Below are 20646 nucleotides of genomic sequence, written 5' to 3' on the forward strand. Positions count from 1 at the left end.
ATCTCTGTTTTCCCCGCCGCTGTTCCTGTTTTACAGGGGACTCGTCAATTAGCCCCGCCGCTCCTGAAGTCCAGCACCACCTTGATGGCGTTCCGGGACTGCTTGGACCGGGAGCACCCGAAGGCTTCCCGGTAGCGGTCGATGGGGAACCTGTGGGACACTAGCATGGCGTAGGCCCCGGGCTCGGCCGCCATGAGCCGCAGCGCCAGGTCGAAAGAATGGACTTTCTTCTTTTTATATGTTTCCATGCCGGAGAAAATGGTCCCGCTAAGCTCCACCTCCTTCCAGATGGCGATGGACCAGTCCACTTTTTTCGTGATATCGAACCCCATGCCCACCAGCACCACCGTGCCGTTGCTGCGCACGAGGCGCAGGTCGTCGTCGACCGAGGCTTCGGACGCCACGCAGTCGAAGATGACGTCGGGCCCCTTGTTCCCGTAGAGCACATGCTTGGAGAAAATGGGCTTGAACAGGGATCCGCCGGTGGCGCCGGCCACCCGCTCGTAGAGGATTTCCGGGTCCCGCTCCGAGATGACCTCCGTGGCGCCGAGGGCGGCCGCCATCTTAGCCTGGACCGGATAGCGGGCGAGGGATATGACGCGGCTTTTCGACCCGAGGGCCCTGAGGGCCTTGATCGTCAGGAGCCCGATGATGCCCGCGCCCACGACAATTACCGTATCGCTGTTCCGGGGCATGTGGCGCGCCACCGCGTGGAGTGCGATGGTGTAGGGCTCGGCGAGTACCGCGACCTCATCGGGGAGCCCCGTCGGTATTTTGTGCAGCTGCTTCCCGAAGGCGAGGATGTATTCGGAAAATCCGCCGCCGCCGAAGCCGCCGAATCCCTTCCGGCCGCCGTACTTCTCCTCGAGGGCCGAGCCGTCCCCGACGCCCAGGAGGCAGAAGCAGTGCTGGTAGTTCCCCTCGCGGCAGCTCGGGCACGGCTTGAAGCCGTAAAATTCGCAGCGCGTCACCGGGTTGTAGGCTACGCGGTCGCCGGCCTTCAGTCCCCTGACGGCGGGTCCCACTTCCTCCACCACGCCTATGGCCTCGTGGCCCATGGGCATGGGGTTCACCGGCGAGGCCATGATGCTCGCGTAGAGCGACATCGACACCTCCATCTGGTGCAGGTCGGAGGCGCATATGCCGCCGAGGGTCGTCCGCACCAGGACCTGGTTAGGATGGGCGATCTTCGGGACGGGCCACGAGTCGCTATACTTTACCAGCAGGAAATCTCCCCCCAGGCCGATCTTTTTCAGCGCGATTTTTGGTATGCTGTAGTCGAACATCAATGCCTTCATCTGCTCCCCCGGTATGGTTCTTCAGGTAATTTTTTGATTCTACGTGCTCGCCCCTATCGTTCGATTCCGTACTCCGCCCTGCGGATCAGCTCCAGCTGGAGGTCCCGGTGCAGCGTGACGAAGTAGGCGTTGTAGCCGGAGATGCGGACCAGGAGGTTGCGGTAGCTCTCCGGGTGCGCCATGGCGTCGCGGAGCGTATCCGACGTCACCACGTTCATCTGCATCTGCATCCCCCCCAGGGTGAAGTAGGTCTTCACGTAGGAGAACATGTCGTCCACCGCCTTCTCGCGCGTGTCGTGGGACGATGGCACCACCTTCACGTTGAAGGCCATGTTGTTGGTGATGCTGTGCGGGTCCAGGCGCGCCACGTCGCGCATGTTGTCGAGGAGGCTCCGGGACGCGTTGGGCTCCGGCGTAAGCCCCGGCGTGAAGGGCATGCCGGCGCGCCTTCCCGACGGGAGGGCTCCGGTGAGGGTGCCGAAGGCGACGTGCTGCGACATGGTCCAGAAGCCCACGGTGTACCTGCCGCCCCGGTAGTGGGGTATGATGGCGTAATAATCATGGATGAATTTCGTGATGCGGTTCGCCAGGGCCACGGCCTCGTCGCTTCCGGAGCCGAAGAAGGGCACCTTCCTGGTCACCATGGCGTGAAGGGCCGGGTCGTCGCGGAAATCGCCGTCCACGGCGCGCTTCAGGTCCGCGAAGGAGACCTTGCGCTCCTCGAACACCAGCTTCTTGATTACCATGAGGGAATCCGTCACGTCGGCGAGGCCGATGATGGCCGTGCCGGAGCTGTTGTACTTCGCGCCGCCCCTGGTGATGTCCAGACCCTTGCGGGCGCAGCCGTCGATGAGGGCCGAGATGTAAGGCGTGGGCCGGACGTACTGGTGCTCCTCCGCGTACCAGTTGTTGAGCTTGATCGACTCGTCGATGAGGAAGCGGAACTGGGTGAGGAAGGCCTCGTAGAATTCCTCGAAGGAGGTGAAATCCCCGTTCTCGACGACCCCCGTGTCAGGGCCGAGCTTCCACCGCATGAGGGGATGGGTGCCGTTGTTGAGGGCCATCTCCAGGGCCGCCACCATGTTCATGAGCTGGAAGTTGGTGTGGCCCGTCTGCTTGCCGGCGATGGTCGGCTCCACGCACCCCACGGCGGCCCAGTCGTTCAGGTCCCGCTCCTCGTAGTTCATCTCCTTCAGCGATTCCATGATGACCGCGTCATTGTGCAGGGACGGGGTCGCGGCCGTGATGAGGTTCACCTCGCAGAGGCGCTTCAGGTAGGCGTCGCTGTTGACGCCCGGATGGTACCGCGCGTTCATGTTCGGGTCCCGTATGGTGAGGAGCTCCGTCACCTTGAGGAATATGTAGGTCATGTCGTTGACCGCGTCCGTCCCCTCCGGCGTGACCCCTCCCAGGGTGATGGCCTGGTCCGAGGAGCTCCCCCCGAAGTAGATCGTCGCGATATAGGGCATGCAGGGGAGATGGTCCGTGCAGCGGAGGAAGAAGCAGCCGATGAGCTCGATGGCGTGGCGCAGGTATTCCTCCCGGTCGCTCTCCGCCGTGAGCTTTTCCATGTCCGCCTCGAAGTAGGGCTGGAGCCACTGGTCCAGGCGCCCCAGGGAAAGGCCGGCGTTGGTGTTCTCGATGTGGGCCCCCACCATGGTTATCCACACGGCGTTGACGGCCTCATCCAGGGTGCGCGCCGGCCGCTCCACAACCTGGCTGCAGATCCCGGCCAGTTTCTGGAGCTCGGCCCTGCGCGCAGGGTCCGCTTCTTTGTCGGCGTCAGAGGCGGCCCGGGACGCGAGATTCCGGGAATAATCTGCGAGCCCTTCCAGGCATATGACCATGGCATCCCGCGACGCGTTCCGGGCGGGATTGTCGTCGCCCTCCATGTATTGCCGAAGCTCCGCTATCATGCCCATGGTGCCTTTTTTCAGGATCTCGGGAAAGTTCGGGATGATATGGGAGAATGCCGACGACTTGAAGCTGAAATACACGGCGAAGCGCTCGTCTATGCGCAGCGGCAGGGGATCGCCATGGCGGGCCCGGAGGCGCTCCCTGAAGTTCTTGTCCGCCCAGTAGGGGAAAATGTCATGGTGGAGCTTCCACGCGTCCTCCGGCGCAATGTCGTAGGGAAAGAGGAGGCGGTGCGGCACGGTGAAAAGCTCTGACCAGAGGTAGGTGCCAGCCGCGTCCACGTAGGGCAGGGCGCCCACGTCCTTGGAGGTGGTGGTGCCTGCGACGAGGTCCCCGGCGTGTATTATGGGTGTGCGGTTCTTCATGATATGCCTGAAGGCATGGGCCCTGCGCAGCTCCGGGACCCAGGGCGTGCCGTCCGGCTTCGCGTCAAAGCCGTTCTTCCGGTGCCACTCGGTGAGGAGCGCCGGCATCTCGATGCAGACCCGGGCCCTGGTGGTGAAATGAAGGTCGAGGAATTTCCCGAGGCGCGGGAAGTCGTCGAGGGAGTACCGGGAGAGATAGGGCTCGTCCAGGAACCTCACCCCCGGGTCCTTCGAAGGGGCCTTCATGCGGCCGGCCCTCCGCGCCGCCAGCTCCCGGGACAGGGCGGGATCCGATCGGGGGCGCTCAACAAGGGCCGTTTTCTTAACACGGGCCTTTTCCTTCTTCAGGCCCCTGATCTGCATCCTGTGTAACAGGACCGAGACAAGGAACAGGAAGAGGAGCAGGTGGGTCTGCTTTCCCTCGGTGCGCATCTCGCTCTTGAGGAGCATGTATACCTGCTCCGTGGTGGGGGCGGTGAGGAGCTTCCTGAGGGCTGTGTCCGTGGCGAATATCATCACCACGTCCGCCTTCGGCGGTATTCCCGCAGCGACGGACACCCTGCCGTCGCGAAAGGAGATCGATTTCTCCACTGAGCCGTTCTCCGTGCGAATGCCCACGGTGAAGTTCTGCCAGCCGTCCACGCTCATCAGGTACTTGCGGTACCCTTCCTTTCCGTTGAAGCGCGACGCCATCAGCCTGAGGAGCATGTCCACGAGCAGGTTTGTTGAGCTTTTTTTCCGGGCAGTCTGCGTGTGCGTGTAGAGAAGCATGGTCGTTCCTCCCGTACGTTTTTTTCCCGGCGCGGCTTTTTTATTTCAGGGCAGGGCCGCATCGGCCGCCCCGGAGCCGTTGATCTCCAGGAAGCGGGCTATGACGTCCTCTATCATGCGGTCCACAAGGGCCGCCGGGTTGTCCTCTATTTCTTTGATGAGATTGCTGTTGTGCAGGGTGATGATGCCGTGGACGTCGCACCATATCCGTATGGTCCGGTACCGGACTGTCTCCGGGGCCACCGGGCCCTGCAGTGCCAGTATCTCCCCGATGGCCCGGGCCGTGATCTCGAAGTTGCGCAGCGACGCCTCCTTCTCGGTCGCGGCGGTCGCTTCAAGGGGGGTGCCGACGTAATCAAGATATTTCGGCGTGTGCAGGTTGAACATGATGTCGTAATAATTGTGATGGCCTATGCCGAACTCGCAGTAGGTGCGCATCATGGCCCTGAAGCGCTCCAGGGGCTCCCGGTGCTGGCCGTAGCTGCGCTGCAGGCGGCTGTACAGGAGCTCGAAGCCGCGCATGCGGATCATGAGGTTGATCTCGTCCTTATTGGAGAAATAGTTGTAGATGGTCGTGGCCGCCATGTCCAGCCTTGAGGCGAGTTTGCGCATGCTGAACTTTTCGAAGCCGTTGTCGACGATGAGCTCGAGGGCGGTGTCGAGTATTTTTTTCTTTATGAACTCGACTTCATGAGTAGGTCGCGGAGCCCGCGGCATATATCCCCCATGTTGTTAATATAACACTGTTATATTAACAGTGTTAATATAATGTCAAGTCTTATTTGAAATAGTGAATTTGCAACAAATAATAAACGTTAAAATGTCATTTCGACGAATCCCGATATTCCGGGAAGAGGAGAAATCTTGATAATTTATTATTAAAACAAGATTTCTCACCCCCGGTAGGGGTTCGAAATGACAAAACCAGTAAAACAAGGTGATATCTTTCATGTATGACACTATCTGTCATATCCCCCCTGATATATTAAATAACATTAGCACAGTCATAACAGCATATCAGTAGTGACATCTGATCAGCGTATAATTTGAGGGAGAAAAACAATGGAAAACATCAATCTTAACCTTGATTCAGATCAGTTTCCCCGAATATCGACGAGATACTCCCAGGAGAGGATGAAGGAGCTTCTTGTCAAGATGTGCCAGGGACTGAAGATAGAGGTCACCGAGGCGAACCTCTATTCCATGGCGGCCAACGTGGAAAAGGATCTGCGGCATCTATTTGCGTGAATCCGTAAGAAGGATGAGAGTAGGAATTATTCTGACTGGAAAAAATTATTAATTCTTACATTACAATTCTGGAATGAACTATTGATAATGCTGGATTAATAACGTATCCTGAATCAGATAGTACCTGTCACTGGTTCAGATATGTTTGAAGGTCGGCAGGCAAATCAAGATCCTACCGGGAGGTTCCCATGAAACATCTACCTTGTTGCCTGCTTATTCTTGCCGCCCTGATCTGTTACCTTCCATCCGGCGCCGAGGGCGCGGGGATCGGTCTTTACGGCTCCTATGATTATACGGTGAACATATTCAATGAACAGGCCAGGGGCGGCGATTGGGGCTACCGGGAGCGCTTTGTCGCGAAATCGCACCGGGCGGATTTCGGCCTGGTCATAGATTCCGCCGTGGCCCGCGATTCCTTGTTCAATTACCGATTGAACATCGGCGGCGGTTTCGGTCCCGTGGACGTGAAAAAGACCGGAGGGGGCACCAATATTTTCGGCCTTCCCATATCATCACGGGGAAAATGGCATTTCAATGTTTGGGATATTCAGATGTTCCACTCCTTCGGGTTTGGGGTTGTGAGAACGGAAACAGTGCGCCTCTGGCTCGGCCCGCAGCTGGGATTTGGATACGCGGGCGGCGGCTACGGGCAGGTGTTTTTCAAGATGGGCCCCGTCATCGGCCTGAATATCAATGCCGGCGACGTGTTCACTTTTTTTATCGACGGCGGGTACCGGTTCAACGTTTCCGCGGCGAAAGTGCCTGATCTGTCCATCGGCCATGGAGCGTTCGGGGAAATCGGCATGTTGTTCAGGATCAGTGACACCTATCGCTGATGCCCGGTATCATGGGGAACATTAAAGATCGAATTCCAGCGATACCTGCGTCCCCCTGTCGCTCTTGATGGTATAGGTGGCGTCGATCTGCCTGGTCAACAGATTCACCAGGCTCAACCCCATGGTCTCGGTTTTTTCCTGGTTGAAGTCCTCAGGCAGTCCCACACCGTTGTCCGATACGTCGAGCTCGATCCTGTCCCCTTCGGTTTTGAGGGCGACGCATATATCGCCGGTTTTGCCCGCGGGAAAGGCGTATTTGATGGAATTGGTAATGAGCTCATTGAGAATGATTCCGATCGGCACCGCCCGCTTGATGTCGAGATTGACTTTGTCCAGGTTCAGCGAAAGGCCGATATTCCCCCGGGCCGTGGCATATGTTTTCATGACCATGTCCGCCAGGTCTTCTATATACAGCGACAAGTCGATATTATCAAGGTCATTTGATTGAACGAGCTTTTCATAGAGGGCGGACAGCGAATTGATGCGGGACATGGCGTCAATGAACACCCGCCGGCTTCTCTCCTCGGGTAATTTCTCCATTTCAATATTAAGCAAGCTGGAAATGAGATTGAGATTGTTCTTCACCCGGTGCTGGAGCTCTTTCATGAGGGTCTCTTTCTGCCTGAGCGACCTCTCCAGCTCTTCCTCCATCCGTTTGCGCTCCGATATATCCTTGGCCACTCCCAAGAAACCGATGATCCGCCCTTCGGTATCCCGCAATATGTTTATGGTGTTGTCCACCCAGACCGTGGAGCCGTCCTTGCGGTATTCCTCGACCTCGATGCGGGCATGGGGATCCGATCCGCTGTCCATATCGGCCAGATATCCGTTGAACAGCTCGCGCGTCCTTTGCAGCGACTCCGGAGTCAGGATTTCCTCAAGTGTCAGCGTCCGCGCCTCTTCGGGATTCATGCCGATCAGTTTATGGATTGAAGGGCTGACGTAGGTAAAACGCATATCGGCGCCAAGAACCCAGATGACATCGTCGGTGTTCTCGGCCAGGAGACGGTACATCGATTCGCTTTCATTGAGAGCGTCTTTTATCTTCATCCGTTCGGTGATATCGTGGATTACCTCGATTGCCCCGATCCTGCGGCCTCCGGAATCAAAGAGCTGCGAAGCCACTCCCCAGAGATAGGCCCCGGCGCCCTGGTTCAGGGGGGCCGCGTGTATCTCGGCGTAAACATTATTTCCGGTTCGAAGCACGTAGCTGTACTTCGACTCGATTTCCGCGGAGGAACAATCGACGAGGTCGATCAGGATCGGCCGTCGCTCCCGGTAAAAGGGAAGAGCGTAGGCGTAATCGCCCTGGCCGATTATATCTTCCTTTCTGACGCCGGTCAGGTCCTCCATGGCCTTGTTCCAGTAGATAACCCTGTGGTCCCGGTCGATGACAAAGGTCGGGTCGGGCAGGAACTCGATGATATCATGCATCTGCCGGAAGGTCGCGGTCACTCTCTCTTCCGCAGCCTTCCGTTCGGTTATATCGTCAACCAGTCCCTCGATCCATGCCAGCCTGTTCTCTGAATCAAATACCGGCCATGCGTATAAATAAACCGGGAAGGTGCTCCCATCCTTCCTGCGGAACAGGGATTCGAACTTGCGCAGCGATTCCTTGCCGATTATCATATTGACAAGGCCTTTCCTGTTTTCGGGGTCGGCATAAACTTTCGAGATATCCTTTCCCAGGTGAGCGATTAACTCGTCCGGGGAATCATACCCGGTCAAGGATGCCATCGCCGGATTGGCGGAAACCAGCTCTCCGGAGACCGTTGTCTGGAATATTCCCAGTATGGTGTTTTCGAATAAACGCCGGTAACGCTCCTCGCTCCTGCGCAGCGACTCCTCGACCTCCTTCAGGTCGGTGATATCAGGGAATACCAGATACGCACCGATCTGTTCGCCTGTAGCGCTGAATATGGGGGCGGCGCTTGCCCGTATCCGGCGTCGCGAGCCATCCTTGCGGACAACGGAATACTCTTCATTATGCGCCCTGCTTCCCCGCACGGCCAATGATATCGGAATCTCGGAGAACGGGATCGGATTGCCCGTATCGTCATACTCCCTCCATGTCGGCTTCAGTTGAGATAATGGAAGGCCTATGACGCTCGGTTCATCATCAATGCCCAGAAGCTCGCGGGACGCCGAATTGACTATCCGGATGACCTGGTCGGGCATGCTCAACAGCGCCATCGGGATCGGTGTCTGGTCGAAACAACCGGTCAATAGAGCCTTTGTGGCAGTCAGCTCATCTTCAATTTTTTTACGGGCAGTGAAGTCATAGACCAGTGAAAGCATGACTTCCCGCCCTCCCAGGTTGATAATTTCCATGGACCAGAGCACGTCACAGAGTACGCCCGATTTTGTTTTCACTCGCATCGGCGCTTCCCTGGTAGACCCTTTCCTGCGCAACTCGGCAACCGTTCGCTCCCGGTCCTCGTAGTTGGGAGTAATTCCCAATTCCTTATTCGTGCGGCCGATCAGTTCATCGGCTCTGTAGCCGGTCAGCTTGAGCCACTGCTCGTTCACCTCGAGGAACCGGCCCGTGTCTATCTCCGATATGACCATGGGCGCCGGGCTTGAATGAAAGGCTTTTGAAAAGCGCTCCTCGCTCTGCCGCAGCAGCTGTTCCGATTGCTTTCGCTCGGTGATGTCGCGAATCACCTCCACGGCGCCTATTCGCACGCCGGCGGAGTCAAAGAGGGGAGCTGCTTTGAGCCAGAGATAGGCGCCGCCGCCGTCATTCAGATGGGAAATGTATGTTTCAGCATATACATTGCTCCCGATGCGACTTATGGAACCGTATCGCGATTCCAGTTCGGCAGACGGAGAGTCAAGGAGGTCTAACAGGATCGGCCGCCGCTCCCGGTAAAAGGGTAGGGCGTAGGCGTAATCGCCCTGGCCGATTATCGCTTCCTTTCTTACACCGGTCAAATCCTCCATGGCCTTGTTCCAGTAGATGACTGTTCGGTCGCTGTCGATGACAAAGGTGGGATCGGGCAGGAACTCGATGATGTCATACATCTGCCGGAAGGTGGCGTTCAACTTCTCTTCCGCCCGCTTGCGTTCGGTAAGGTCCCGGGTGACTATGATTACACACGGTTCGTTATTATAGATGATCTTGCTTGCCGACATCTGAAGGGTCTTTACGGAATCGTCTTTGGTGCGAATGGGCGCTTCAACACCGTCGATACGCCCCTTTCGCTCCACTTCCGACATTATCCTCAGCCGTTCCTCCGGGTTGACCCACAGGCGAAGGTCCTTTACTGCTGAGCGGCCGACGGCTTCATCCCTGGAATACCCGATAAGATTTGTAAAGGCGGCATTGATGTCGACCAGCGCGCCGTCGTTTAACCTGGATATGAGCATGGCATCGGGGTTCGCGTGAAACACGGTGGAGAAGTTGTCGCTGCTGTTCCGGAGAAGCATGTTAGCCTCATGGAGCTTGAAGGCCATTTTGATCGATGCCGCGAGCACCGTGGCCCCGCTGTTCTTGACCACGTAGCCGTAGGATGTTATCTTCTCGGTCCTGTCGACCATCTCCTTCTCGGTATGCGATGAAAGGAATACCACGGGTATGTCGTGTGCTTTCAGTATCTCCTGGGCAGCCTGGGTGCCGTCGATCCCTCTCCCCAGGTCTATGTCCATAAGGATAAGGTCGATGTCGCGGTCTCTGTGGCAGCACAGGTCGATGGCGTCTTCCCCGGACAGGGCGTGAACGACATTATAGCCTTCATATTCCAGGGTTTTCGCTTCAGACATCCCGATGATAACTTCGTCTTCGACGAGTAACAGCGTCTTTGATGATAGATCCATATATCCTCCACGATCGCCCCAGGGTCAGTTCATTTCACCACTACGGCCGGATGGTTACCTGAAAGACACGATGCGGACACCTTTGAAAGACATTGAGATGATAGCGCTGCGTTTATAACGCTCTATGATGATTTTAATGTAAATGGCGCAAATCTTCCTCCATGATAATGAAGAAGATCATGAGTATAATATACAATGAAATGAGAAAAACAACAAGTTTATGCCGCTTATCGTGGTCATTCAAGACATATTGAAAAAAGAGCGGCGAGAAATGGGATTATTAAGAATTTTTTAAAGTTCTTATATTTAAAAAGGATTAAGTTTTCGATATATTAATGACAAGGGGTTTCACGGTTTATATCCCATGGCAAGCATGTAACAATTATGTCACAAGACGGAATCACATCTGAAGAATTAAATAGCCTGGTCACCATCACCAGGAAGGAAATTACCGACAATATCCAGCATATAGCCGGCCGGGATAAGCCCGTATGGAGAAAAAAAAGCGACGGCACCATGGTCCCCATACCGGTTGAAAAACTGGAGCAATATGTGGGCGAAAACCAGGACGAGATCACCTTCTATATCCACCGCGACTGGAGGGACAAACCCGTCAACAAGAACCCGCTGGATAATCTCCATATAGAAAATGTGCCTTCGTTCATTAAGCATATAGAGCAGTATGGGGATATCAAGGACCAGACCGGCCGCTTCCGGAAGATGACCATTGTCGACAGGGAAGAGCTGCTGGACCTGGGACTTGAACAGATGAAGAATATCAGGGAGAACAATGAAAAACTCGATCTCTCCGTCCTGGTGAAGATGGTCGAGATCGTCGCCTATACCTTTTATACCCACAACGCAAACATCGAGGATATAACCGAATCGCCGAACCTGAAAAACAACATCCAGGGCATTATGGGGAAAACCCGCTGGATCCTTACCATGCTGATCGATCAGTTCAAAACGGGCCTCGTGAAATATACGGATTTTAACATGATCGAAGATATTTCTACCCATTCGCTGACCTTCGATCATATCATCCGCGTGATGCTGAAGTTCATAGCCTTCTGCATATTCTTCAACCATTATATCGACCAGGGGCTGGTCACGAAAAAGATCCGGGCGGTTTTCAGGGAGAAATACCTGCGCTACTACAGGAAAAGGCTTCCCATCGAGAACATAGCCATGGAAACGGTTTTCAAGAACGGGATCCGGCGGATCGATGAAACGGAAGAGCTGGTGGATTACGCCATGGGGGCGCTGCTGTTCGACATGGGGAAGCTCCTCGACCTGAGCTATCACGATTCGATCGACGCCGGATATGACGAAAAGATCGTGCGAAAGCACGTTCTGAACGGCTACAACATGATCATGAACGCGAAGTCATACCCCTTCGTGGTGCCGGCCATGGCCGCGTTCCACCATGAGCTCTACAGCGATAAAGGGGGGTACAATTTCACCGCCCCGATAATCGCCAAGCTCTTCAAGACCAGGATCGATGAAACGAAGGTCAAGTATTACATCTCCTACGATGAAAAGGATCTCATCAACGGCATCGCCCTTGCCTATATGCCGGTCAAGATCCTGGAGGTGGTCGATATTTTTGACGCCTTGAAAAACAAGAAAAAGAAATCGGCCTATCAATCGCTACTTATAATGAAGAAGGAATTTATCACCAAGAGCCTGAAGATAGACCCCCTCATATATGCGATATTTCTTGAATTCAATTCCAAATGCGATCTCATTACTCCCCAGGAATTTGAGGAGATCGATGCGATCATCTATTGAAATACGAAATACTGACCGGTTCCGGCCCGCGCCGGCATATCACCGGGATAGCCGTAATCCTGAAAAGTCCTTGATAAGGCATCGGTCCCTGTAATGATATCGTCGGATGTGCCGATGAGCAGGCGCCGCCGGAGCGGGCCTTGGGGGCCCTGGCAAGGGCCTACGGGTATTACCGGAAGAGGGAATGAGGCGCGCGGAACAGCCCCGTCTCTCAAGGACGTCTCATATCTAAAGTAAATAACGAAGGTGAAATGATGACCCAACAGTCTGTCATCGAGATGTCAGTGCCATTCGAGCTTGCATACTGCAGCGTTGTCAGGAGTTACGTTGAAAGCTCCTCCCTGGCCATGGGGCTTGGCGAGGATGAGGCCAGGTCCCTCATGTCCGCGGCGGATGAGCTCTTCTCGTACCTGTGCCGTGAATATGCGCCGACGGCAAAGGCGCGGATCCTCTGCACCGGGGGGATATATTTTGTCAGGATCGATTTCGTCTTTCCATTCGCGAAGCTCGATCTCCACGCCCTGAATCTTGCCCGGCCGGTATGCGCCGGGGATTTTGCGCGGAGCAGCGAGGCCGGCCTGGCCGTGGTGGCCCGGGTCGTTGACCGCTTCGAGATGGATTATAACCGGGAAAACTACATCCGCATGAGCATCTCCAAGAACAAGGAATACCCGGCAACGGCCGACGGGCCCGCGCCCGCGCAGCCGGTCACGGGACAATATAAAATCACCGCCCCCGATACCGAAGAGATCAAGGCGATATCGCAGGCCCTCCGTGCCGCGTCCGGGGCGGAATGCTGCCCTCGCTCCTTCGCCGTTCCCGGCAAGCTCGCGGACATGGTCATCGCCGGCGATTATGAAGCCCGGATCGTCCGGGGCCACCGCGGTGAGCTGGGCGGCTGCATCCTGTGGCATTCCATGACGGAAAAAACCGTCGAGTGCTTCGGCCCCTTCGTCTTTGGCGCGGCGGCCGCGGAAGCAATGGCAAAAGACCTCATCGAATCATGCCTCAACGCCATCGCCAGGACAAAGGCCCAGAGCCTCATTTGCAGGCAGACCGGCATGGTCCCGCCGCCGGGGTATTTCGAGCACCTGGGATCATATTCCATGAAGCGGCGGGAAGGCGGCTCCTTCCTGACGTCCACTTATTACCGCAGCATCGGCGAAGATGAGGGCGCCGTCGTCTGGTGCAGCCCCGGTTTCGACGATTATCTCCGCGCCGAGTACGACCGCCTGGTCTTTCCGCGCCAGATCCGGATCGCGCAGAATCATGGCGAGACCAGGGGCGCCCGCTCCGTCATATCGGCCGATTTTGACGGCGACCAGTCCCTCATCACCCTGAACCCGGTGCTGAGCGGCACCGACAACGGGGCGAACATCGCGGCCCACCAGGACCTGACGCGGCGCGAGAACATCCTGAACGCCTTTTTCCAGGTTGACCTGGGACTGGCCTGGCAGACGGAGTTCATGCCGCCGCTCAGGGAGCTTGGCTTCGTGCCGCGCATGGTGCTGCCGAACGCGGGAGCCGGCGACCTGGTTGTCTTCACATGGGAGCGGGACTGATGGAAACGCGTCAATTTTCCCTGGACAGGCTTGTGCCGGATTACATACGCTGCTTCGAGCCTTATACTCCGAGCAAGCCCGACCCGGAGCTGATGAGCCTCTACAACTGCACGCGCCTCTTCCGCATGAACAACAACGAGAATCCCCTGGGGCCGACGCAGGCCGCCCGTGAGATAATAAGCCGCTTCCCGCCGCCGCGCGCGTCGGTCTATCCCAGCGGCGACTCCTATTACCTGCGCTGCAGGCTGGCGGAGAAGTTCGGGCTGCACCCGGACCAGTTCATCGTGGGCAACGGGGCCAACGAGGTGATCGCCTTCGTCATCAAGGCCTTCTGCGAGCAGGGCGATTCCATCATCACGGCGGACAAGACTTTCGCCGTGTATGAATGGGTGGCGCAGTTTTCCGGCTTCAGGGCCGAGCTCGTGCCCCTCAGGGATTTCGCCTTCGATATAGACGGCATGCTCGGCAGGATCGACGGGCGGACCAAGATACTCTTCCTCTGCAATCCCAACAACCCTACCGGCACCTACGTGACCGGGGCGGGGGTCCGCCGCCTTCTCGACGCGGTGCGGGGAAGGCAGATCGTCGTGGTCGACGAGGCCTATTTCGAGTTCGTGGACCGGGAGGATTACCCGGACTGCATGGGCCTCATCGCCGAGTATCCGAACCTGGTGGTGTTCCGCACCTTTTCGAAGATGTACGCCCTGGCGGGCCTCAGGATAGGGTACCTGGCCGGATCGAAGGAGGTCGTGGACATCATCCGCAGGACCTGCGTGGTCTATTCCGTCAACGGCCTGGCCCAGGAGGCGGCGATCGCCTCCCTCGGCGACGGGGAGCACATCCTTCGTACGAGGCATATGGTGCGCGACGGCAAGGCCTTCCTGACCAGGGAGCTCGGTCTCCTGAAGCTGGAGCACCATTGCGCCGAGGGGAACTTCCTCATGGTACGCCTCGGCATGAGCGACGGCCTGGCCTACCGGAAGCTCATGACCCACGGCGTCATGGTGCGCAGCATGACCGGGTTCCGGTTTCCCAATTATATACGCGTCACCATCACGACACCTGAGGCCCATGAGGCACTCGTGGAGTCCCTGGCCGCGATCACCCGCCAACCGGCATGACGGCGGCGCCCTTGAAACCGCGCTGACACTATAAGGAGGTGCCCATGGCGCCTGTTGAAATGAACGAGGGGAAACGGCACACCGTGAGGCTCTTCCGGCGCGAGGACGCGCCGCAGATCACGAAGCTCTTCCGCGCCGTGTACGGCGACGGCTACCCGGCCCGGTTCGTCTACGATCCGGAAAAGATAATCGAGGCCTTTGAAAAGGGGGAGAGCTATTCCATCGTGGCCGTTATGGAAGACGGCTCCCTCGCAGGACAGTGTTCCCTGTTCCGGAGCTCTCCCTACCGCGGCCTCTATGAGAACGGCGCGGGCCTGGTGCTGCCCCAATACCGCAAGATGGGCATCAACGAGGATATCCTGGATTTCATCTACAAGTCAAAGGACCTGGCGGCCCGCCTCGGCATGGAGGAGTTGTGGGGCGAGGCGGTATGCAATCATGTATTCATGCAGAAGGCGGTGCTGCGGCACGGGGCTGTCGAGACCGCCCTGGAAGTTGACCTGATGCCCTCCGAAGCCTATGAAAAAGAAAAGAGCGCCGGGGGCCGCGTGGCCGCTATCAACTCATTCATATGTTACAGGCCCCGTACCATGGATATTCATGCTCCCCGCGCCTACGAAGACGCCCTGGCCTGGATCTACGGTGGGCTTGACGATTCCCGGATGATCCGCCCGGCGGCCGGGGAACTGCCGGGGATCGCGACGGTGCGGGACGTGCAGCTCCTCGAATTCGCCCGGGTGGCGCGGATCAACGTGGACGAGTGCGGTTCCGATTTCAGGAAGAGCATGGAGGAATTGGAAGAGGATCTGAAGGTAAAGAACATGGCCGTCACCCAGGTGCGCCTGAAGCTGACCAAACCCTGGATCGGCGGGGCGGTGGAGATCCTTCGCTCCATGGGCTACTTCTTCGGCGGACCCCTGCCGCGCTGGTTCGACGATGACGGGCTCCTCATGCAGAAGACGCACGGTACGCCGGACTGGGAGGCCATTCATCTTCACAGCGACCGTGCCAGGAGGATACGGGACCTGGTTTTCGAAGACTGGCGCGCCGTCACCGGCGGCTGACGGCCCGGCGATCAGGCGTATTCCAGGAGGCGCATGAGGAGGTTGCCGGCCACCTTACGGCGGTAGGCGGCCCCGCCGCGCAGATCGTCAATGGGCATCACCGCTTCCCGCGCCGTCCCGGCGGCGGCGGACAGGGTTTCCTCCGTAAGCCGCTTTCCTGCAAGTATCGATTCCGCAGCGCCGCACCGTATGATCACGGGCCCTGTGCCGCCCCAGGCCAGGGCGGCCCCTTCGATCACGCCGTTCCCCGAGAGACGCACCAAAGCGGCCATGCTCACGATGGAGCAGGCCAGGGCCCTGCGGGCGCCGACCTTTTCGAAATGCTGAATCACGGGGCCTTCTGGCAGTTTGAATCTAACCGAGGCCAGGACCTCGCCGGGCCGCAGGCAGGTCCCGCCCGGGCCGGTGATGAAGTCGCCTATCTTCACGCACCGCCTGTCACGGGCCGAGACCAGGTCCAGCTCCGCGTCCAGTACATGGAGGGGCGGCAGGGAATCGCCGGCGGGCGATGCGTTGCAGATGTTGCCGCCGATAGTCCCCATGGCCCGGATCAGGGGGGAGCCGATTTCCCTAACCGCACGGGCAAGAACCGGCGGCACCGCGGCGGCGGCCGGTTCCTTCAGCATCTCGGCAAAGGTTGCGCATGCCCCGATGGTCACCGTGGATCCTGCAAGAGTGACTCCCTGCAGCTCCGGTATCCGTTCGAGGCAGATAAGGGAGGGCGGGTCGGCGGTCCCGCGTCGCAGGCGCACCAGGAGGTCAGTGCCTCCGGCGAAAAGGGACGCCCGAGGATTCTCTTCCATGATCGTCCAGAGCTCTCCCATCGAAGAGGGGAGGAATACCGGTCTCATCGGTCCTCCTCTACGCGCAGGCGGCGCGCCGCCAGCTCCACCGCGTCCACGATTTTGACGTAGCCGGTGCAGCGGCAGATATTGCCGCTCAGCGCCTCGCGTATCTGCTCCCGCGTGGGTTCCGGGTTCGCGGACAGGAGCGATACGGCGGAGAGGACCATGCCCGGCGTGCAGAAGCCGCACTGCACCGCCCCGGCCTCGATGAAGGCCGCCTGGACCGGATGGAGCTCTCCCTCCGGGGCGAGTCCCTCGATGGTGGTGACGCGCCGGCCGCCGAGCTGTGCCGCGGTCATGAGGCACGAGAGGCGGCTCGTCCCGTCCACCAGGATCGTGCAGGCGCCGCATTCGCCTTCGCCGCAGCCCTCCTTGGTGCCGGTGAGGCCCAGGTCGTCCCGGAGCAGGTCCACGGCGCGGCGGTCCGGCGCGGTGTCCACGATTCGTTCAGTCCCGTTCAGTATGAATGCAATCTTCAATCCTTTCCTCCTCCGCCATGATCATCGTGCCTGCCCATGATCCGCTCCGGCTTCAGGGGGGAGCGCGCGGGGCGGAAGCCGAGGGCGTCTCCCACGGCGCCGGCGATGGCGGGCAGGGGGCCGTTGACCCCCACCTCGCCCACGCCTTTCATGCCGCAGGGACCGGACGGCTCCTCGGAGTCGACGGACCGGGATACGATGTCCGGAACGTCCAGGGCCGTGGGGACAGCGTAATCGGAAAAGCGCGGGTTCAGGATGCGCCCCCGGTCGAGGAGCACCTCCTCGCCCAGGGCGTAGCCGATGCCCTGGGCCACGGCGCCCTGTACCTGCTGGTTGAAGGAGGCCGGGTTGATGAGCTTCCCCGCGTCGGTGACCGCGGCGTAATCGCTGACGGTGACCGCGCCGGTGAGCTCGTCGATCTCGATCCGCGCGACATGGGCGGCGTAGGAAAATATCTCGTGGGGAAAGCCGAGGCGGAAGGAGGTCCCCGTGCGGGGGACATTTTGCACAACGGGCATGATGAAGCGGTTCGTGCAGAGGCGCTCCGCTTCGGGCATGATGCCGGCCAGGAATTCCAGCGGCGTTCTTTTCCCGGTGGGGCGGTGGACCACGCAGCCCGGCTCAAGGTCCAGGGTCCCGGTGTCGTCGACGAGCATGACCATGGCGGCCCAATGGAAGAGGCGCTTTTTCATGTCCTCGCAGGCGGGTATGAGGGCGTTCGCATAGGTGTAGGTCGTCCTGCTGGCCGAGGAGGAGCCCGAGGGCAGGGCGCGGTCGGTGTCCGGCTGTTCCAGCTCCATGCGCGGCGCGTCCTGGTTGAGGATGGCGCCGGCGATCTGAACGAAGGTGCTGGAATTGCCCTGGCCCATGTCGGAAATGCCGTTGTAGACGCGGATGGTTCCGCGCGGCGTGAGCTCTATCTTGGCGATGGCCGCGTCGGGGAGGCCCCTGCCGTAGCCCATGGCGTTGAAGACCGCGGCGATGCCCGTGCCGCGGCGCCTGAAGAGCCCGGCCGAGGACTTCCATCGCTCCCGCTCCTTCCAGAGGGGATCGCTCCTGACCGCCTCCAGGCACTGGCGCAGCGCGATGGAGGAGGACACGGTGACGCCGACGCAGTTCCGGTCTCCCGCCCCGAGGGCGTTGGCGATGCGCAGCTCCAGTGGGTCCATGCCGATCCTGGCGGCCAGGAGGTCCATCATACCTTCGAAGGCGAAGCTTACCTGGCACACGCCGAAGCCGCGCATGGCCCCTGCCACGGGATTGTTCGTGTACACGCACCATCCCTCGATGCGCGTGTGGGGGATGGCGTAGGGTCCGCCGGCGTGTTCCATTCCCAGCTCCATCACCTCGCCGCCCAGGTGGGCGTAGGCGCCCGTGTTATAGTAGAGGCGGCATTCCAGGGCCGCGAGTTTTCCCCTGGACGAGGCGCCGAGCCGGTAATACATGCGGGCCCCATGGCGCTTGTATCCGGCGACGAAGGCCTCCTCACGGTCCCACCGCATGGAGACGGGACGCCCGCCCGCGTGGAGGGCCGCCAGGGCGAGAAGGCACTGGACCGTGGCGCCGTCCTTGCCGCCAAAGCCGCCGCCGAGGAAGGGGGCGATCACATGAATCCGGTCTATGCCGATTCCCAGGGCATGGGAAATCTCGAAGCGGTCCCTGAAAGGGGCCTGGGTGGATACTGTTATGGTGATGCGCCCGTCCTCGCCGAGACGCGCGGTGCCGCACTGCCCCTCGATGAAGGCGTGGTCCTGGAAGGGCACTTCGAAGCATTGTTCCAGTATGATATTGCACTCCTTGAAGGCGGCGGTCGTGTCTCCCTTTTCTATGAGGGCGCTGAGCAGCAGGTTTCCCTGATCGTGCACCGCGGGAGCGCCGGGCCTCAGCGCCTCCTCGGGATCGAAAACCGCCGGCGTTTCCTCGATGTCCGCCCTGACCAGGGAGCGGGCGCGCCCGAGGGTTTCCCGGTCAGTGGCGATCACCAGGGCCACGGGATCGCCGCAATGGCGGACGCGGTCCCCGGCCAGGACCGGCTGGTCCTTGTGGACGATGCCCTGCAGGTTGGTGCCGGGCACGTCCTTTGCCGTAAGGACTGCGATCACGCCGGGCAGGGCGGCGGCCGCGGATGAGTCGACGCCGCGTATCCTTCCGCTCGGCACGCCCGCCCGCACCGCGCCGGCCCAGAGGGTGTCCGCGGGATGACTGTCGAAGGCGTAGCGCTCGACGCCCCGTACCTTGGCTTCCGCGTCGAATCGGGGCTGACCCCTGCCTATGCTGTTCATGCCGTTACTCATATGGTTTGCTTCCTTTAGACACCGGTTTCTTCCGGGTTTTTCCTGTTCCCCTTCATCATGCCGACCGCGGCCAGGCAGACCAGGCAGGCCGCGGCCAGGCAGGCGCACAGGATGAAGAGGGAGCTGACGGGCATGCCCGAAGCGATGAGATGCCCTCCCAGGAAGGGGCTGATGAAATAGCCCGCGTCCATCATGAAGAGGGTGAGGTTCGTATTGAATCCCCGGAGTCCGGCCGGCGAGAGGCCGAACATCACGGCGTTCATGAGGGGCAGCGCGACCCCGATGGAGAGGCCGTACATCGCGGCGACGCCGGTAAGCCATTCGGGCGAAACGACGCGGACCATGGCGGTGAACGAGGCGATAAGGAGGATCAGGAAAGCGCCCGCGACGGGAAGCTTCCCGATCCTGTCGAAAAACACGCCGCCGAGGGCCCGGACACCGATGATGACGGCGGTGGAGACGGCGAAAAAACAGCCCACGGCGTTTCCGCCGAGCCCGGCCGCGCGGTCTTTCATGAAATAGAAAACTGTGGCGTGGGAGAAATATAACATGACATAGGCGGCGAGCATGACCATGATCCTCGGATCGGCCAGGTTCCTGCGGAGGGCCGCGCCGTCCGGCCTGGATGAGGCCGCGGCCGGGTTCGCCTCAAGGGCAGCGTCGATCCCCTTCTTCGCCGCCAGGAGCAGGCCCAGGGCGGGGAGCGCGAACAGGGAAATGATCGCGTAGATCCGCGCCTGGCTCCCGGTGACCCGCGAGAGGGCCTCGGCGAGCATGGGCATGACCGCGTAGGGGATGAGGGTGACGGTGCTGATCACGCCGAAGCCCTGGCCGCTTCGCTCAGCCGGGATGAAATTCACCACCAGGGTGAAGCTGGCGGAGATGAGCAGGACGAAGGCGGCCCCGTGGATCAGGCGGAGCAGCGCCAGGGTCGGGATCGACAGGGCCCACGAATAGGAGCAGAGGCACGCGGCCAGCAGGCCCAGTCCCAGGAGCATGACCCGGTGTGAGTTCCGGGCATGAAGCCGGGTCATGACGAAGGGGCGCAGGATGAAGGCGGTCATCGGCTCAATGCCGAGGATCACGCCCCTCAGGTCCCGGGGAATCCCGATGGTGCCGAGGTAATTGTAGAAGCCGTAGAACACGGCCATGTTGAAAAAGGCGAACAGGGTTACCGCGTTGAGGGCTATGAATTCTTTCGTGAAAAGCTTTTGTGTCATTGACGTGTTCCGGGCTGGA

At 59.4% G+C, this 20646-nt stretch carries 14 protein-coding genes; 6 read left to right on the top strand and 8 right to left on the bottom strand.

The features are described from left to right. Positions 1 to 44: 44 nt before the first annotated feature. Genes KA369_17025 through KA369_17035 form a run of 3 tightly spaced genes read right to left on the bottom strand, consistent with a single transcriptional unit; the run spans position 45 to position 5068 of the window. On the bottom strand, positions 45 to 1298 hold the full coding sequence (locus tag KA369_17025) for a zinc-binding dehydrogenase (protein MBP7737688.1): 1254 nt from the start codon (positions 1296 to 1298) through the stop codon (positions 45 to 47). Between the two features lie 53 nt (positions 1299 to 1351). Then, entirely contained in the window at positions 1352 to 4351 is a 3000-nt protein-coding gene (locus tag KA369_17030; GenBank protein MBP7737689.1) for a formate acetyltransferase, read from the bottom strand. A gap of 45 nt (positions 4352 to 4396) precedes the next feature. Then, the gene (locus KA369_17035; protein MBP7737690.1) at positions 4397 to 5068 is read right to left on the bottom strand and encodes a TetR family transcriptional regulator; all 672 of its coding nucleotides are present in this window, start codon (positions 5066 to 5068) and stop codon (positions 4397 to 4399) included. Positions 5069 to 5413: 345 nt separating this feature from the next. Here KA369_17035 and KA369_17040 point away from each other — a divergent pair, with 345 nt between their 5' ends. Together KA369_17040 and KA369_17045 are read left to right on the top strand one after the other, a co-directional pair. Then, the gene (locus KA369_17040; GenBank protein MBP7737691.1) at positions 5414 to 5599 is read left to right on the top strand and encodes a hypothetical protein; all 186 of its coding nucleotides are present in this window, start codon (positions 5414 to 5416) and stop codon (positions 5597 to 5599) included. A gap of 188 nt (positions 5600 to 5787) precedes the next feature. Further along, positions 5788 to 6435: a hypothetical protein gene (locus KA369_17045; protein MBP7737692.1), complete on the top strand. Its 648-nt coding sequence runs from the start codon at positions 5788 to 5790 to the stop codon at positions 6433 to 6435. Positions 6436 to 6456: 21 nt separating this feature from the next. On the opposite strand, the gene KA369_17050 is transcribed toward KA369_17045, so the two are convergent. Further along, positions 6457 to 10251 (bottom strand): PAS domain S-box protein, encoded by a 3795-nt coding sequence (locus tag KA369_17050; GenBank protein MBP7737693.1) that lies wholly within the window; start codon positions 10249 to 10251, stop codon positions 6457 to 6459. Positions 10252 to 10635: 384 nt separating this feature from the next. Between KA369_17050 and KA369_17055 the strand changes: the two genes are divergently transcribed. The 4 genes from KA369_17055 to KA369_17070 all read left to right on the top strand — a co-directional run bounded on the left by KA369_17055 (position 10636) and on the right by KA369_17070 (position 15789). Next, positions 10636 to 12042, top strand: coding sequence for a hypothetical protein (locus tag KA369_17055; GenBank protein ID MBP7737694.1), 1407 nt, complete (start codon positions 10636 to 10638; stop codon positions 12040 to 12042). Between the two features lie 251 nt (positions 12043 to 12293). Then, positions 12294 to 13604, top strand: a complete 1311-nt coding sequence (locus KA369_17060; GenBank protein ID MBP7737695.1) for a hypothetical protein — start codon at positions 12294 to 12296, stop codon at positions 13602 to 13604. Next, on the top strand, positions 13604 to 14725 hold the full coding sequence (gene hisC, locus KA369_17065) for a histidinol-phosphate transaminase (GenBank protein MBP7737696.1): 1122 nt from the start codon (positions 13604 to 13606) through the stop codon (positions 14723 to 14725). Before KA369_17060 ends, hisC begins: the two co-directional genes overlap by 1 nt. Positions 14726 to 14769: 44 nt before the next feature. After that, entirely contained in the window at positions 14770 to 15789 is a 1020-nt protein-coding gene (locus KA369_17070) for a hypothetical protein (GenBank protein ID MBP7737697.1), read from the top strand. Between the two features lie 11 nt (positions 15790 to 15800). On the opposite strand, the gene KA369_17075 is transcribed toward KA369_17070, so the two are convergent. The 4 genes from KA369_17075 to KA369_17090 are packed head-to-tail and all read right to left on the bottom strand — an operon-like array spanning position 15801 to position 20627. Continuing rightward, positions 15801 to 16640 (bottom strand): xanthine dehydrogenase family protein subunit M, encoded by an 840-nt coding sequence (locus KA369_17075; protein MBP7737698.1) that lies wholly within the window; start codon positions 16638 to 16640, stop codon positions 15801 to 15803. Next, a complete protein-coding gene (locus KA369_17080; protein ID MBP7737699.1) occupies positions 16637 to 17113 on the bottom strand; it encodes a (2Fe-2S)-binding protein in 477 nt (158 codons plus the stop codon). The genes KA369_17075 and KA369_17080 overlap by 4 nt, the downstream gene beginning before the upstream one ends. Beyond that, positions 17110 to 19395, bottom strand: coding sequence for a xanthine dehydrogenase family protein molybdopterin-binding subunit (locus tag KA369_17085; GenBank protein MBP7737700.1), 2286 nt, complete (start codon positions 19393 to 19395; stop codon positions 17110 to 17112). Before KA369_17085 ends, KA369_17080 begins: the two co-directional genes overlap by 4 nt. 26 nt (positions 19396 to 19421) lie before the next feature. Next, a complete protein-coding gene (locus tag KA369_17090) occupies positions 19422 to 20627 on the bottom strand; it encodes an MFS transporter (GenBank protein MBP7737701.1) in 1206 nt (401 codons plus the stop codon). Positions 20628 to 20646: the final 19 nt, after the last annotated feature.

The organism is Spirochaetota bacterium, from assembly GCA_017999915.1.
Classification (GTDB): Bacteria; Spirochaetota; UBA4802; order UBA4802; family UBA5550; genus RBG-16-49-21.